Source organism: Nonomuraea recticatena, from assembly GCF_039533245.1.
GTDB classification, from domain to species: Bacteria; Actinomycetota; Actinomycetes; order Streptosporangiales; family Streptosporangiaceae; genus Nonomuraea; species Nonomuraea roseola.
Map to the genome: position 1 here is coordinate 25,123 of NZ_BAAATE010000053.1, position 15,329 is coordinate 40,451.

The 15,329-nt window shown below is 70.9% G+C and carries 11 protein-coding genes; 3 read left to right on the top strand and 8 right to left on the bottom strand.

Features of this window, described 5'->3' with window-relative positions; genetic code table 11:
* Nucleotides 1-5: 5 nt before the first annotated feature.
* From ABFX50_RS47375 to ABFX50_RS47405, 7 genes are all read right to left on the bottom strand, one after another.
* On the bottom strand, nucleotides 6-2,771 hold the full coding sequence (locus ABFX50_RS47375; protein WP_346157071.1) for a helix-turn-helix transcriptional regulator: 2,766 nt from the start codon (nucleotides 2,769-2,771) through the stop codon (nucleotides 6-8).
* 230 nt (nucleotides 2,772-3,001) lie between these two features.
* Complete coding sequence (locus tag ABFX50_RS47380; RefSeq protein ID WP_346157073.1) at nucleotides 3,002-3,904, bottom strand: alpha/beta fold hydrolase; 903 nt, start codon at nucleotides 3,902-3,904, stop codon at nucleotides 3,002-3,004.
* 21 nt (nucleotides 3,905-3,925) lie between these two features.
* Complete coding sequence (locus ABFX50_RS47385) at nucleotides 3,926-4,744, bottom strand: hypothetical protein (RefSeq protein WP_346157075.1); 819 nt, start codon at nucleotides 4,742-4,744, stop codon at nucleotides 3,926-3,928.
* Nucleotides 4,745-4,939: 195 nt separating this feature from the next.
* Nucleotides 4,940-6,043 (bottom strand): aldo/keto reductase, encoded by a 1,104-nt coding sequence (locus tag ABFX50_RS47390; RefSeq protein ID WP_346157077.1) that lies wholly within the window; start codon nucleotides 6,041-6,043, stop codon nucleotides 4,940-4,942.
* Nucleotides 6,044-6,160: 117 nt separating this feature from the next.
* The gene (locus ABFX50_RS47395) at nucleotides 6,161-6,766 is read right to left on the bottom strand and encodes a TetR/AcrR family transcriptional regulator (protein ID WP_346157078.1); all 606 of its coding nucleotides are present in this window, start codon (nucleotides 6,764-6,766) and stop codon (nucleotides 6,161-6,163) included.
* A gap of 107 nt (nucleotides 6,767-6,873) precedes the next feature.
* Nucleotides 6,874-7,725, bottom strand: a complete 852-nt coding sequence (locus tag ABFX50_RS47400) for an LLM class flavin-dependent oxidoreductase (protein ID WP_346157080.1) — start codon at nucleotides 7,723-7,725, stop codon at nucleotides 6,874-6,876.
* A 6-nt stretch (nucleotides 7,726-7,731) separates the two neighbouring features.
* Nucleotides 7,732-8,361 carry a hemerythrin domain-containing protein gene (locus ABFX50_RS47405; RefSeq protein WP_346157083.1) on the bottom strand — a complete coding sequence of 210 codons (630 nt, stop codon included), beginning with the start codon at nucleotides 8,359-8,361 and terminating at the stop codon, nucleotides 7,732-7,734.
* Between the two features lie 202 nt (nucleotides 8,362-8,563).
* Between ABFX50_RS47405 and ABFX50_RS47410 the strand changes: the two genes are divergently transcribed.
* On the top strand, nucleotides 8,564-11,332 hold the full coding sequence (locus ABFX50_RS47410) for an ATP-binding protein (protein WP_346157085.1): 2,769 nt from the start codon (nucleotides 8,564-8,566) through the stop codon (nucleotides 11,330-11,332).
* A 59-nt stretch (nucleotides 11,333-11,391) separates the two neighbouring features.
* On the opposite strand, the gene ABFX50_RS47415 is transcribed toward ABFX50_RS47410, so the two are convergent.
* A complete protein-coding gene (locus ABFX50_RS47415; protein WP_346157087.1) occupies nucleotides 11,392-12,168 on the bottom strand; it encodes an AfsR/SARP family transcriptional regulator in 777 nt (258 codons plus the stop codon).
* Nucleotides 12,169-12,486: 318 nt separating this feature from the next.
* On the opposite strand from ABFX50_RS47415, the gene ABFX50_RS47420 reads away from it, so the two are divergent.
* A complete protein-coding gene (locus ABFX50_RS47420) occupies nucleotides 12,487-15,015 on the top strand; it encodes a BTAD domain-containing putative transcriptional regulator (protein ID WP_346157090.1) in 2,529 nt (842 codons plus the stop codon).
* A gap of 133 nt (nucleotides 15,016-15,148) precedes the next feature.
* Nucleotides 15,149-15,329, top strand: a 181-nt coding sequence (locus ABFX50_RS47425) for a hypothetical protein (RefSeq protein WP_346157093.1), incomplete at its 3' end; no start/stop codon positions are given.

Below are 15,329 nucleotides of genomic sequence, written 5' to 3' on the forward strand. Positions count from 1 at the left end.
GGGGCTCACACCTCGCCACCGGCGCCGGTCTTGCCCAAAGCGTCGCGCAGCGCGGCCCGGGAGGTGACGCCCAGTTTCGGGAAGACCCGGTAGAGATGAGAGCTGACGGTACGCGGGGACAGGTGCATGCGTGCGCCGATCTCCTTGTTCGTCAGCCCGCTTGCGGCCAGCTCGGCGATGCGGCGTTCCTGCCAGGTCAGCGCGGTCAGGTACGACAGCGAGGCGCGGGCGGGCGCACCCGAGGAGCGCAGCTCGGCCTGGGCGCGTTCGGCCCAGCCTCTGGCGCCGAGCCGTTCGAAGGATTCGGCGGCGCGGACCAGGACGGGCCGTGCGGCCTTGGGCCCCTGGGTGTGCCTGAGCCGGACGCCGTGGGCCAGTTGGATGCGCGCCAGCTCGAAGGGGAAGCCGGCTCCGGCCGGGTGGGCCTCGGCCCTGGCGTACATGGCCTCGGCCTCCTTCTCGTCGGCGGCCGTCATCGCCAGGGCGCCGTACGTGATGAGCGCCAGCCGGGGGGACACCCCGGGCAGGCCGGCGTCGGAGGCGGCCTGGGCGTGCCGGCGGGCCTGCTCCAGGCGCCCGGTGTGCATGGCGGCCTCGACCAGGTCGAGCAGCGTGCGTGAGGCCTGGTGCGCGTAGCGTTCGAACGATCCGGGCGGCGTGATGCCGATGGCGTACAGGTAGGCGGCTTCGTAGTCACCTTCGCTCAGGGCCGCCGCCGTGCCGATGGCGTCGGCGATCTGGGTCAGGAACCCCACACCGCGCGGGCGGGCCCAGGCGTCCAGGACGGCCTGCGACTCCCGTGCCCGTTCGACCTGTCCACGCATGGCGGCCAGGAGCCCGAGGTAGGCACGGGTGTGGTGGGTGAACAGCGCGTTTCCGTGGGACGTGGTCAGCTCCAGCGCGCGTTGTCCCGTACGTTCGGCGTCGTTCCACTCGCCGGCGGCCAGCTGGTCGAGCATGATCAGGTGCAGCATGGTCATGCCGGTGGCCACGGCGCCGGTCTCCACCTCACGGTCGACGGCCCGCTGCAGGTAGGGGCGGTACTGGCTCAGCGTGTCGACGTGGTAGGCGGCGACGGCCAGGCGCGAGACGTCCCACGGTTCCAGCTCCGAGACGCCGGCGAAGACGCGCTCGACGCGCTCGTGCACGCCTGCGCCGTGCCGGACGACGTCGCTCCACGCGTCGCGGTAGATCGCCGAGCGTGTGTCCACTCGGTCCCCCAGAGAGTCCATGAGCTGCTCGGTGCGGTCCCACAGCACGGCGTCGCCGGCGTACTGGCTGATGGCCAGCAGCACGTTCACCAGCCGGGTCAGTACGTCGGCGGGCTCGTGCGCGCTGTCATTTCGCAGGCTCTCGATCCCCGCAGCGACGTGGCGATGCGCGGCGCGCACGTCGCCGTCTTCGTACAGGGCCACGTAGGCGGAGGTGACGACCGCGGCGGGGGACTCGCTCGCACCCGGCGGCAGGTCCGAGCGGACGAGTTTCCGCGCCTGGTCCAGGAGCGCGGCATGTCCGGCGATGAAGGCTGCGTCGCCGAGCCGCCTGGAGCGGTCGGCGGGGGTCTCGCTCAGCTCCGCCGCGCGGGTCAGCCACGCCACGGCGGCGATCGCGCCGCCGCGCCGGGTCGCGGAGTCGGCCGCGGCTTCCAGCGCGGCTGCCACCTCCTCGTCGGGATCCACGATCGAGGCGGCCAGGTGGCGGGCGCGCCGCTCGACGTCGTGACGATGCACCCCTGCGAGCTCGGCGTGTGCCGCGCGACGCTGGTTGGGGGTGGCCAGCCGAACGACGGTGGTGCGGATCAGCGGGTGCCGGAAGACGAGGTCGCCGGTGGCGGGGTCGGTGTCCAGGAGGCCCGCGGCGACCGCTTCGTCGGCTTCACGCATACGGTAGCGGGCGCCGGGAGCGTGGTTGCCGCCCGGTCCCGCCCCGACGCCGTCCAGGGCGCCGCGCAGCAGTTCCTCGCGTACGGGAGCGGGCAGGCGTTCGATGCGGATGCCGTAGACGTGCTGGAGACGGCGCGACAGCGGGACGTCGCCGAATCCGAGGGGTTCCTCGGCCGTGCGGCCGTGGTGGCCGCCGTTCACGTAGGCGGGTAGCTCCAAGAGCGCCAAGGGGTTGCCCATGGCCTGCTCCATGACGATCCGCCGGGTCTGCGTGTCGAGCCGCGGATGGCGCAGGTCCAGCAGCTGCCCGGCGGCCCTCTCCGGCAGGGCCGCCACGGGGAGCTCTGGAAGCGCGGCCGTGTCGAACCGCGAGCCGACGTCGGACCGGACGGCGATGAGCATCTTCACGGAGCTGCCGGTGAGCCGGCGCCCCACGAACCCGCACACCTCGGCGCTGGAGGCGTCCATCCACTGGCCGTCGTCGAGCAACAGCAGCAGTGGTTGCTGCGACGCCGCCAGAGACAGCAGGTCGAGGACGGCGATGCCGAGGTTCATGACCGACGGTGCCTTGCCCTCGCGCAGCCCGAAGACGACGTCGAAGACGGCACGGTGTCCTTCGTCGAGCCCGGCCGAGCGGGGCAGCAGCGAGTACAGCAGCTGGTGCAGGCCGGCGAAGGGCAGCTCCGCCTCCGCCTCGACGCCGGCGGCGCGGATCACCCGGTGGTTCTCCGAGGCCGCGAGGCAGGCCACATGGTCGAGGAGGGCGCTCTTGCCGACCCCGGTCTCGCCTCTGAGGATGAGAGCCTGCCCCTCGGCGGCCGTCATGAACGTGGACAGCTCCCCTTGGACGTCATCCCGGCCCACCATTGTCGAGACGAGCGACTCCACGCTTTCCTCACTCCTTCAGGTCATCGCCGTCAACCGCGAGGGGCCCGTGGAAACGAGCCGCCTCCGCGAGGTGACGATCAGCGAGCGCCGCCGCCGTAACCGCCGCGAGGCGCCGGCACCCCGCGCGGGCGCGCCGACCGCGCACGGTGGTGGGCGCGCGGAGCCCGCGACAGGCGGTCTTGCTGTATACGAACGGTTGACGACGCGTATACACGCCAGGGCAGGGCCGCTCAGGAGTGGCCACGGGCACTTCCCGCCACGAAGGCCGTCACGGCACGGGCGAAGGTGTCCGGCTCCTCGACGTGACCGAGATGGCCGCTGTTCTCCAACAGGACCAGCTCGGCGCGGGGAATCCCGTCGGCCAGCTCCCCTGCCCAGCGCGGGCCGCAGATGACGTCGTGGCGGCCGGCGATGACCAGCGCCGGTACGGCGAACGAGCCGAGCATCGCCCGATCGTCGATGGCATCGGGGACGAGTCGGTCGTCCAGGCCGGAGATGTAGGTGCCTGTCACCGAGAACAGCGGCGCGTACTCTTCCTGGTGGTCCCAGTAGCCGGCGAGGTAGGCGGGCAGCAGCCCGCGGGCGGCCCGGGTGACCGCCTCGTCGTCCGCGAGCCCGCCCAGCGACTCCCACGCGTCGAGGACGTCCCGCAGCCCTGGCCTGCCCGCGTTGCGCCGCGCGAACACCTCCATGTTGCGCGCCGCCTCGGCGAAGTGCTCGGGGCCTGTCACCGGGGCGCTGTCGTACAGGACGACGCCGGCGAGCCGGTCGGGGCGCGTCAAGGCGTAGTGCTGCGCGACGAAGCCGCCGTGCGAGTGGCCGAGCAGGTGGACGCGGGCGACGCCGAGGTGCCGGATCAGCCCGTCCAGGGCCTGCGCGTAGCGTTCACGCGTGTAGCCGTGCGGATGCGTCGGCAGCCGGCCGGAGGCGCCCGTCCCGATCGGCTCGACGTACACCATGGTCAGGTGCTCCTCAGCCGCCGGGATCCGCAGGTACTCCCACGACAGCCCCGGGCCGCCCGGGTGGGCCAGGCAGACGGGCCCGGTCCCGGCGACGTGGTAGCGCTGGGCGACGCGCCCGAGGTTGACGATGTGCGTGCCCGGCGACAGCGGGGTCGTGACGGCGGTGTTCATATGCCTTCCTTGCTTACGGTGTTACGGGGTGTTCTGCTGCGCCAGTCCGCCGCAGGTGAAGCCCGCCTCACGTTCGGGATCGAGCTCGATCTGACCGAGGTTGGTGGTCTCCATCGGCCTTCGGAGGGTCTCGAGCTTGTCGCAGTCGTACAGGACGTACGTGCCGTCGCTCTCGCCCAGCAGCATCATCCAGCGGCCGTCGTAGAGCGGCTTGTCGTCCTCGGCGCTCTTGACCACCGCCCACTGATCCTGGAAGCCCACGGCGTTCAGCAGTTCGTTGGACTGACCGCTGTCCTGGACGTCGATCGCGCCCTCGACGAGCCCCAGGATGAGCAGGAAGCCCAGGCCGGCTCCGGTCAGGCCGCCGACGAGCACCTTCGTCCCGGCGCGCCCGACCGGCTTGCGACGCAACAGCCGAAACGGGATCAGGAAGGCCAGCACGCCGAGCCCCACCGCGATGACGACCATGATGAACAGGTCCAAATCGCCGAAGAGGTTGAAGAGCCCCCAGTACGTAGCCCCGCACCACAGTGCCGCCAGCGCTGCGGCGATCCAAGGCAACTCCCTGATCCTGCGGACGAGCCTGGCCGCCGCACCCCTGGTCATCCTGTCGGCCAGCCAGCCCAGACCGACGAAGACGCCGAGCAGTGGGATGCCGACCAGCAGGAGCAGGACCAAGGTGCTCGTCATACGGCCGAGCAGCACCGCCTGGTCGACGCCCACCTGCTGCGGGTTGACACCGAAGACGGCATACATCTGCTCGATGCCGATGTAGAGGAGCGCGTAGAGCGCCACCGCTATCGGCACGACGATGGATCCGATGCGTTCGAGCAGTTCCAAGACACCGCCACCGTCCTCCCGCGTCACGGGGGTGTGGGCATCCGGAAGTGCCGGTGTCTCCGGCGGTTCGAGAGATATGGGGTGACTCGACATGGCGCATGACCATAGGGGCCGCCCGCATGCGAAACGTTGACGACGCGTATACGCGGCGGTGCGGGCAGCCGGTGCCGCCGCATGCACGGCGTGCGAAGTCCGTCAGGCGCTGCGTTCGGATGCCCAGTTCCGTACGGCGGGGGCATACCCGGCCGGCTTGTCCCCGACCTTGACGCCCGGACTGACCAGCCAGCTCTGATAGTCCGGCGTGAACATCTGGTAGACCGACCGGCGTGGCACGGCGCTGGCCTGGTCGAGCTCGTCGCGCAGCTCGGCCGGCAGGTCGAAGTCGAGGGCCGCCATGTTGGCGTCGAGCTGGTCCGCGTTGCTCGCCCCGACGATCGCCGAGGCGACACCGGGCCGGGTGGCGACCCAGTTGAGCGCGACCTGGGCCATCGTCACGCCGAGCTTGTCGGCGACGCTCTCGACCGCCGCCAGCAGACCCCAGTCCCGCTCCGTCCACGAGCGCCCGGGCGAGCCCGCGCCGCTGAGCCGGCCGTCTCCGGACAAGCCCTGGTCGGCACTCCGGTACTTGCCGGTGAGGAAGCCACTGCCGAGCGGGCTCCATGCGGTGATCCCGAGTCCCAGGCTCTGCCCCATGGCGACGTGCTCCAGCTCGATCGTCCGGTCGATGAGGGAGTAGGGCAGTTGCAGGCTGACCACCGGTACGAGGGAGTGGACCTCGGCAAGGGTCTGGGCCCTCGCCGCGTACCAGCTGGGCACGTCGGACAGGCCCGCGTAGCGTATCTTTCCGGCCCTGGTGAGGTCGTCGAAGGTCCGCATGACCTCCTCGACGGGGGTGATCCGGTCCCAGGTGTGCAGCAGGAACAGGTCGATGTAGTCGGTGCGCAGGCGGCGCAGTGACGTCTCGACCGCTCTGATCATGTGCTTGCGGCCGTTGCCCCCCGCGTTCGGATCTCCAGGCGCGACGCTGTTGGTGAACTTGGTGGTGAGCACCACCCTGTCGCGCACCTTGGCTTCCGCGATGAGGTCGCCGAGGATGGTCTCGCTCTCGCCGGCGGTGTAGAAATCCGCGGTGTCGATGAAGTTCCCGCCCGCTTCTAGATAGCTGCGGAAGATCGGGCGGGACTCCTTCTCGGTCTTGCCGTACGCGGCATGGAAACCGCCGGTGCCGAAATTCATCGTGCCCAGTGCCAGCCGGCTGACGCGCAACCCGGAACGTCCGAGCAGGTAGTAGTGGTCCAAGGACATGAGGGTGCCACTCCGTTCGCAAGCAGATTCGAGGAGGTCGGGATGGACACTCGTCAGCTTGCGCAGCGAGAAATGGACTGTCAAGTCCAAAAACCCTGAATGAGCCCTCCGTCAAGACGACGCGAGCTTGCTGGCTCGCAGGTGGGCGATGCCCATGTCGAGGGCGGCTTCCAGATGATCGGTCTCGCCGGTGGACATCTGGATCAGTACGCCGCCCTGGATGCCGGCGAGCAGGGCCGCCGCCGCGCGGTCAGGATCGAGGCCCGGGTCGATCTCGCCGGCGTCCTGCATGTGCCGCACGCCGGTGGCGATCTCGGCCTGCCAGCGGTGCATCAGCTCGGTGACCACGGCCTGCGCGCCGGGCGTGCGGCTGCCCAGCTGCGAGGTGACGGAGTTGAGCGGGCACAGGCGGCCCTGCCTGCGGTAGCGGTCGACGACCTTGTCCCGCCACGACTGCCAGGCGGGCCAGGAGGTGAGGTCGCCGAGCTGGGGCCGCTGGTCCTCCAGTACCCGGTCGGCCTCGAAGCGGGCCACGGCCAGCAGCAGTTCCTCCCGGCCGGCCGGGAAGTAGTGGAAGAGCTGGCTCTTGCTCGTCGCCGTCCTGGCCAGCACGTCGTCGAGTGTCATGTCGGCCACGCCGTGCTCGCGGATGTGCGCCGCCGCGCCCTCGAGAATGCGCTGCCGCGTCGCGGCGCCCTTGCGGGTCAGGGTACGCATGACCGCCTCCAGACTGGACTCGCTAGTCCATGCTAGCTGCAGTGCACATTCGAGCGGGGCGGTCATCGCCGGCGGCGGTCAGAAGCAGCCGCACCCTGACTGAAAGGTCACGCCAGGAGGTCCGCCAGCCGGTCGATCTGCTCGATGTCGCCGGACCAGCAGCTGAGCATCACCTCATGCGCTCCGAGGTCCCGATAGGCGGCGACGGTTTCCCTGATCTCCTTGGCTGTCGTCGCCATCGCCCCCAGGGCCTGTGCGGCGAGCTCCGGTGCGAACGCGTAATAGCGCAGGAGTGACTCCCGAGCCTCCGCCACGGTGGACTCCGGCCCCAGCGCGACGTTGATCTGGGCGACGAGCAGCGGTTCGCCCGGCCGGCCCGCGTCCTTCCACTGTCGTCTGACGAGCTCGAACAACGCTCCCGCGTATCCCGGCGGAGCCGGGCATATGTAGCCGGCGCCCCAGCGGGCGATCCGGGCCAGCGCCGGCTGCGCGAAGCCGCCGAAGAGAAGCTCGGGACCTCCCGCGCTCACCAGGGCAGGACCGACCGGCCCGAGGCCAGGGGCGACCGGCTCGCCGGCCCAGACCTTGCGCATGGTCGCCAGCTGCTCGTCCATCCGCCGCCCCCGGGAGGCGTGATCGGTGCCCACGGCCTGGAAGTCGTCCTCCCGCGCGCCGACCCCGAGACCCAGCGTGAACCGGCCACCGGACAACCTGTCGAGTGTCGCGCTCTGCTTGGCCAGCAGCACCGGATCGCGCAGGGGCGCGAGCACCACCTCCGACTGCACCCGGATCCGCTCCGTCACCGCCGTCATCGCAGCCAGCATGATCATGGTCTCGGGATTGTCGTACACGATCCGGTCCGGCACACCGATCCTGCCGTACGGACCGGCGTCCGCGCGCCGCGCCCACGCGACCAGCATGACAGGATCGACGAAGGGGACCGCGAGTCCGAGTGTCATGTGCGCTCAGCCTTCCTTGCTGCCGGACAGGACCGCGAGCGCCGCGTGCGCCTGGTCGCGCATCACGGGCACGAACCGCTGCGCGGGCTCCGGAAGACCAGACAGAACCAGGGCGACCTCCTCCGGCGTGCCGACCTGGTCGAGGAAGCCCACGATCAGGTGCGCCGCCGCGGTCGGCGAGGTAGCGACGACTTCTCGGGAGAACGCGGTCCACTCCTCCGGCGAGATGTGCTCGCGCAGCGCCGGGAACAGGACCGGCTCTTCATGCTCGAGATGCCGGTGAACCAGGGCCCGGACCGCTTCGGCTGCCCGCTGTAGCCCCGGGCGGTCACCGTCCTCGCGGCTCGGCGTGGCCTCGAGGGTGTCGAGTGCGGCGTCGAGTTCGTCGTGCTCCTCACTCAGGACGGCCAACTGTGCCGCCGCCTCCGGCGCCACCGCTGCGATCAGCGGCCACAGCTGGTGGTCCTCGGTCTCGTGATGGTGGCGCAGGTTCTTGACGAGGAACTCGCGCAGCTCGGCCAGGGCCGAGAGGGGGACGGAGGGCCGGAGGGCGGCCTCGGTCAGCAACGTCGTGGCGCGCCGATGGAAGGCGTGAATGAGGCGGGTCTCAACCACGGCATCAGTGTTGGTCGACATGCCGGGGAGCGTAGAAGCAGCGGGGGGAGACGTCGTTGACGAACGGTTGACGTCTGGGGAGGCGTCCATCTCAAACGTATACGTCCGCCTGCCCGACGGCGCAGCAGGATCCGGGCGCGAGCCTTCGGTAGGGTCGCGGCAGAACGTCGCGCACGGCTGGGGGGCGACAGCCCGGGGGCCCCGAGGGTAGGAGTGCCGCACCATGCCGCTTTTCGGACGGGAAGCCGAGCTGAAGGCTCTGGCCAAGCTCGTCGACGACCCCGGAGACGGCAGCGGCGTTCTCATCCGGGGGGAGGCCGGAATCGGGAAGTCCGCGCTCGTGGCGGAGGCCGTCTCCGCGGCGTCGGCCGCGGGCCTGCGCGTGCTGACGACGACCGGCGTGGAGGCCGAGCAGAACCTCGCCTACGCCGGGTTGCACCAACTGCTGTACCCGGTCCGGGCAGGCGTGGACACGCTGCCGGCCCCGCAGCGTGACGCCCTGCGCAGCGCGTTGGGGCTCGCCGAAGCGGCCGAACCCAGCGTCTACCTCGTCGGCCTGGCCACGCTGACCCTGCTGGCAGAGGCGGCCGCCGTCCGGTCGTTGCTGGTCGTCGCCGAGGACGCGCACTGGCTCGATCGCGCCAGCGCCGACGTCCTCGCCTTCGTGGCGCGCCGGATCGAGTCCGAGCCCATCGTGATGGTCGCGACGCTCCGGGAAGGCGAGCGCTCGTCCGTGCAGGACGCCGGCCTGTGCCCGATGCCCGTTGACCAGCTCTCCGCCGAGGTCGCCGCCGAGCTCCTGGACTCGATCGCCCCCGACCTCACCTCAGCGGTGCGGGCGTGGCTGCTGGAGGAGGCCGCGGGGAACCCGCTGGCGCTGACCGAGCTGCCGGCGGCCCTGGGACGCCACGGCGGTCCAGGTCCGGCGCTGCCGCTGAGCGATCGCCTGGGCGGGCTGGGTGCGGTGCTGCCGCTGAGCGAGCGTCTTGAGCGGGCGTTCACCGCCCGGGTAGCTGCCCTGCCGGCGCCGACCCGCACCGCCCTGCTGGTCGCGGCGCTCAACCAGAGCGATTCGGTCTCCGAAACGCTCGCGGCCACGAGCCTGATCCTGGGGTCGACGGCCGAGCCGGAGATCCTCGCACCGGCCGCCGAGGTCCGGTTGATCGAGCTCGCCATCGGCGCGGTGGCGTTCCGTCATCCCCTGATGCGGTCGGCCATCGCGGCGGCTTCGACGCTCGCCGAACGCCGGCGGGCCCACCTGGCTCTCGCCGAGACGCTGCACGAACAGCCGGACCGGCGGGCCTGGCACCGGGCCGCCGCGACGGCGGGGGCCGACGAGGGCGTGGCGGCCGAGCTGGACCGCGCGGCCGACCGGGCCCGGCACCGGGGCGGGGTCGCCGCCGCGATCGCGGCGCTGGAGCAGGCGGCCCGGCTGAGTGAGGGGCAGGATCGGAAGGCGCTCAGGTTGCTGAGAGCGGCCGAGCTCGCGGTCGAATCCGGCAGTCGCGTCACGGCCGAGCGTCTGGTGCGCGACGCACACGCTCTCGAACTCTCACCGCGTCGGCGCGCCACAGCCGCCTGGTTGCTCAGCGGCTTCGAGGACGGGGTGCGCGAGGACGTCTCCCGCGTGTCAGAGCTGGCCGAGCTGGCCGCATCAGTGGCCGCCGACGGGGAGGTGGAGCCGGCTGTCCGGATCCTGTGGGGCGCCGCAATGCGCTGCTTCTGGTCCGAACCGGGTACGGCCGCGCGCCGCTCGCTGCTGGGCGTGGCCGACCGGCTGCCTGTTCCTGCCGACGACCCGCGGATGGTCGCGATCGCCGCTTACGTCGCGCCGTTCGAGCGGGGCGGCATCACGCTCGACCTGCTGCGCAAACTGGCCGGCGTGGCCGGTGCCGCCCCGGAGATCGATCGCTACCTGGGCAGCGCGGCCCTGCAGGTCGGGGCGTTCGGCCTGGCGGCCCGCTTCTCCGCGGCGGCCGCGCCCGGCCTGCGCGCCCAGGGCCGGCTCGGGCTGCTGCCCCGGACGCTGGCCGTTCAGGCGTGGAGCCGGGTCCGGCTCGGCGACCTGGCCGCGGCCGTGCCGGTTGCGGCGGAGGCCGCCAAGCTCGCCCAGGAGACCGGTCAGCCGTTCATGTACGGGCTGGCCACGGCCGTTCAGGCCGAGATCGCCGCGCTGAGGGGCGACCACGGGCGGGCCGGAACACTCGCCGATGAGGCTGAACGCGTCGCACTTCCCGCGGGCGCCCGGCCCGTCCTGGCCACCGTCCAGCTCGCGCGCGGGCTCACGGCCTTGAGCGAGGAGCGCTTCGGCGACGCGTTCGCCGCCCTGAGCCGGATACTCGACCCCTCGGACCCCGCTTACCAGCTGGCCCTGCGCGCTTACTGCCTCGCAGAGCTCACCGAGGCCGCCGTGCGTGCCGGGCGGGTCGACACCATGCGGGACATCCTGCGCGAGGTAGAGCCGCTGGCCGCGTCGACGCCGTCACCGGCGTTGCACATCGGGTTGCGCTACGCGCGCGCCGTGCTGGCCCCGGACGAGGAGGCGGAGAAGCGGTTCACGGCCGCGCTGCGGGCGGACCTGTCCGGGTGGCCCGCCGAACGAGGACGCCTCCATCTGGCGTTCGGCGAATGGTTGCGGCGGCGGCGCCGGGCCGCGGAATCTCGCTCGCACCTGCGCACGGCCAGGGAGACCTTCGACGCGCTCGGTATGGCCGCATGGGGTGAGCGCGCACGACGGGAGCTGCGCGGCGCGGGGGAGTCGAGCCCGAACCGGGACCCGGACGCGCGGGAAAAGCTCACCCCGCACGAGCTGAACATCGCGCAGCTGGTCGCCGAGGGGCTGACGAACCGGGAGATCGGACAACGGCTGTACCTCTCTCACCGGACCGTCAGCACCCATCTGCACCGGATCTTCCCCAAGCTCGGGGTGAGCTCCAGGGCCGATCTCGCGCGGGTGCTCAAGACCCTCGGGGAAGGGTCTTTCTCTCGATAGGGGGCTTTCTGCCGCTGCCTACGGCGCCCTTGGCGGACGGGCGCGGCCCACGGAGTGGCTCAGATGAATGAGGCGTCGGCCGCCGTCCTGATCCGGACGTACATCCTCCGCAGGCCAGGACCGGGCTCAAGCCCCAGGTTATCGTCCAGCAACCGGACGATCCTGTCATAGGCCGACAGAGCCTCCACAGGGCGGCCGTCGCGGTCGAGGGCCCACATCAGCAACTCCCACAACCGCTCGCGATAAGGCGTCGCCGCCGTCGCGAGCAGCAGGTCGGCGATCGCCTCGCCACAGTCTCCCCGCGCGATGTCGAGCGCCCAGCGCTCCTCCATGGCTGACGCGCGCAACTGCTCCAGCCAGGCGCGGCGGCCCTCGAAGAAGGCTCCGCCCAGCCCCTCGAAGGCCGGTCCGCGCCATAGTGCCAGGGCGCCGCGCAACAGCCGGGATGCCTCTGCGACCTCCCCCCGCCTGCGGGCCTCCCGAGCGGCGGCGGTGGTCTGCCTGAACACCATCACGTCGACCGCCCCGGGGTCCACGACCAGCTGGTAGCCGCCGCCCGCCGACCTGATCTCCGCCTCGGTGCCCAGCCCGCCGGCATCGACGGCGGACAGCACCCGGCGCAGACGGGAGACGTAGGTACGGGTGCTCACGACGGCGCTGCGCGGCGCCTCGCGGCCCCACAACGCGCTCACGATCTCGTCGAGCGTGACCTGCCGCCCCTCGCTCAGGAGCAGCAAGGCCAGCACGCCCCGCTGTTGCGGAGACCCGACGTTCAGCTCTTCCCCACCGCTCCAGACCCTGATCGGACCCAGCAACCCAAAGCTCACCCCGGCCATCGAGGTTCCCCCACACTCTCGCGTAGCGCCGCGACCTGTCACCGATACCCCGAAGCAGTGCCCGGGCGTGTCTGACCGACCCTACTGACGCCGCGTCGGGACTGTTGAGGCGTTGTCCGGCTCGGCGGTGGTTCGTACGGTTTCCAGCGCGTCTGTTTCGAGAGGTCGCCATGCCGGTCCCGGAATGACGTACACGCACAGCGTCACGTGACGCTCGCGAAGGCGGTCCGGGCGAACCTACCTTCTTGGAATGTCCCACCGCAGGCCCGTACGACGGGCCGGCCGCCGTGCACTCTGGCAAGGAAAGCGCCCCTGATCGTGATCGGACAGCCGAACGCCGTCTCGGCTCCCTGCAGGTTCACCGTTCTGGGACCGCCTGGTCTCCACTGCGGTGAGACGCGACCGGATCTCGGCGCACCGCAACAGCAGGCCGTCCTGATGTCGCTGCTGGCCAACAGCGGCAGCTTCGTGCGGATCGGTGAGCTGGTCGACGGCCTGTGGGGCGAGCGGGCACCGGCCACAGGGGAAGCCGTCATACGGACCTACATCTCCCGTATCCGGCGGCTGCTGTCCAAGCACGGACTGGGATCGGCGATCATCTCCCAGTCCGGGGGCTACATGCTGGACCCGTCGCTGTTCGCGCTGGACGCCACCGAGTTCGCCGATCTGCTCGAAACCGCCAGGCAGGAGCATGCGAGCGGGCAGATCTCGGTGGCCGCGAAGCGTTTGACGCAGGCGCTCGGCCTCTGGACAGGCACGGCGCTGGCAGGGGTCCCGGGCGAGGCCGCCGAACGCGAGCGGTACCGGCTGGAACGACTGAAGCTGAACGCCACCCAGGAGTTGCTGCAGCTCCGCCTGGAACTGGGCGAGCACAACGAGGTGGCGGCCGAGGCCCCGCTCATCATCGAGCAGAACCGACTCGAAGAGCCGTTGTACGAAATCTATCTCCTCGCCCTGTACCGCAGCGGCAGGCGGGCAGAGGCGCTCGAGATCTATCGGACGGTCTATGACCTGCTGGGCAAGGAATTGGGCGTCAGTCCTGGACCGCGGCTACGGGCGATGCACGACAAGATCCTCCGGGCCGAAGCGGACCACGACGACGAGTTCGCTCCCGACCCATGGGCCGAGCGGCCCGCCGCACGCCCCCCACAGATGTCCGCTGCGCTAGTGGGCACGCAGCCGGACCGGACTTCGGACGGGCAGTTCGTCGGCAGGGGCACGGAGCGCGCCGCCTTCCAGGACCTGCTGAGAAGGAGCCGTGGCGAACGTCTGGGTCTTCTCTTCGTCCGCGGACCCGCCGGCATCGGCAAGTCGACGCTGCTGCGTGAACTCGCCGACGACGCGACCGCCGCCGGCCGGCAGGTACGGCACCTCCACGGCTCGGCGACCGCGGACGCGCGCGAACGCCTCGAGCGATTCGCCGACGAGCTTTCCGGCGTCTTCGGCCCGGTTCTCCTCATCGACTCCTTCGAGGAGCTGGGAGACCTCGAACCGTGGCTGCGCGACGAGTACCTCCGCAAGCTGCCAGGCAACGCGATCATCGTGGTGGCGGGCAGGACCGGGCCGAGCGCCGCCTGGCTCACTGATCCGGCCTGGTCAGGGACGATCGTGATCCGGCACCTCGAAGCCCTCACCGTCCAGGAGTCCACCGCGCTGGTCGAAGCCCGCGGCGTGGACCCCGGCCTCCAGAGGTCCATCGTGGACTTCGCCGCAGGCCACCCCTTTGCCCTGTCGCTCGCCGCGGAGGTCGGCAGGAGCATGTCGGCCACGGGACAGCCGTCGCGCCGTGAGGCCGTACGGTACGTGGTCGACAACGTGCTCGCGCTCCTGGCCGGTAGCGTGCCGACGGATGCGCACCGATGGGCGCGGTACGTGTGCGCGCACGCCCGCCACACCACCGAGGATCTCCTCAGAGCGGTGGTGCCGGGCGGTCAGGCGGCGGAGCTGTTCGACTGGCTCCGAGCGCAACCGTATGTCGAGACCGCCGCCCACGGCCTCGACGTCAACGGAGTGCTGCGCGAAGTCCTCGACTACCACCTGCGGTGGCGGGACCCCGTCGGCTATGAGCGGATGCACCGGCGGATTCGCCATTACGTCATGGGCGAGCTGCTGCGCGACGCCCGCGACCCGCACGCGTGCGTGGCGGTCATGCGGACCATCAGTCATCTGCGCCGGCGCGGCGGGGTCGTGTGCCGGTACGTCTCGAGGCTGGGCGAGGAAGATGTGCGGGCGTCTCGGGCGACCCCCGCAGACCACGACGAACTCGTCACCATGGCGCGCGAGAGCCACGGCGAGTTCACGGCCGCGTCCGTCCGGTTCTGGCTGAGCCGTCAGCCGGGGGCGTTCTCCCTGCTCCGGTGCCGCAAGAGCAACCGCCTACGTGCTTTCATGAGCCGGTTGACCCTGCGGACGCCGGAGAAGGAGGAACTGGAGGGCGACCCTGTCGTGGGGGAGATCTGGCACGACGTGAGCCGGCGCGTGCCTGTGCCTCCCAGGGCGCACATCGCGATCACGCGGCATCTGGTCTGCCCGGACTTCGAAGCCGAGCCGTCTCCCGTCACGGACGTGTTCCAGGCGTGGGTGATCCGCGGCTGGCTGCACGAACCGGGGTTGGCGGCCTCGTACCTGGTCGTGGCGAACGGACGGTTGTGGCGGCCGTTGATGGACTACCTGGGCCAGTACGAGTTGGAGCGCGTGCGCGCGGACCGTCCGTACGCGATCTTCGGCCACGACTGGCTGGCCGACCCCCCGGAACATTGGCGAGACCACCATTTGGAGGAGGAGCTGTGGGCGGAGCGGGACCTGAACCTGTTCGTCCGCCAGGACGTTTCCGGCATGGACGACTGACGAAAGCGCGGGGACGCGCTGATCCATACGGCTGCTAAGGTGAAAGACGCTTGAAAGGTAGGAGAGCAGACATGGCAGGTGACGACGACATCTCCGGGTGATACCGGAGGTTGACCGGCCCCGGCAGGCGCACATGACCGCCGCCGACGTGGCCGCGGTCGTCGTTCCCCGAATCCCTGTCCTTTCGCCGGGCGGCTTCGGCGCGCCCGTGTTCTCCTACGAGGTCTTCCGCATGTCCGATGCGTTCATCATCTGCTCCAACCTGTCCTTCTCCTGGCCTGACGACACCCCGGTCTTCAGTGACCTGTCCTTCA

Excerpts from the sequence above, each read along its gene's own strand:
- ABFX50_RS47380 (WP_346157073.1), bottom strand. The coding sequence starts at position 3,904 with ATGAACACCGCCGTCACGACCCCGCTGTCGCCGGGCACGCACATCGTC.
- ABFX50_RS47395 (WP_346157078.1), bottom strand. The coding sequence starts at position 6,766 with ATGCGTACCCTGACCCGCAAGGGCGCCGCGACGCGGCAGCGCATTCTC.
- ABFX50_RS47400 (WP_346157080.1), bottom strand. The coding sequence starts at position 7,725 with ATGACACTCGGACTCGCGGTCCCCTTCGTCGATCCTGTCATGCTGGTC.
- ABFX50_RS47405 (WP_346157083.1), bottom strand. The coding sequence starts at position 8,361 with ATGTCGACCAACACTGATGCCGTGGTTGAGACCCGCCTCATTCACGCC.
- ABFX50_RS47410 (WP_346157085.1), top strand. The coding sequence starts at position 8,564 with ATGCCGCTTTTCGGACGGGAAGCCGAGCTGAAGGCTCTGGCCAAGCTC.
- ABFX50_RS47415 (WP_346157087.1), bottom strand. The coding sequence starts at position 12,168 with ATGGCCGGGGTGAGCTTTGGGTTGCTGGGTCCGATCAGGGTCTGGAGC.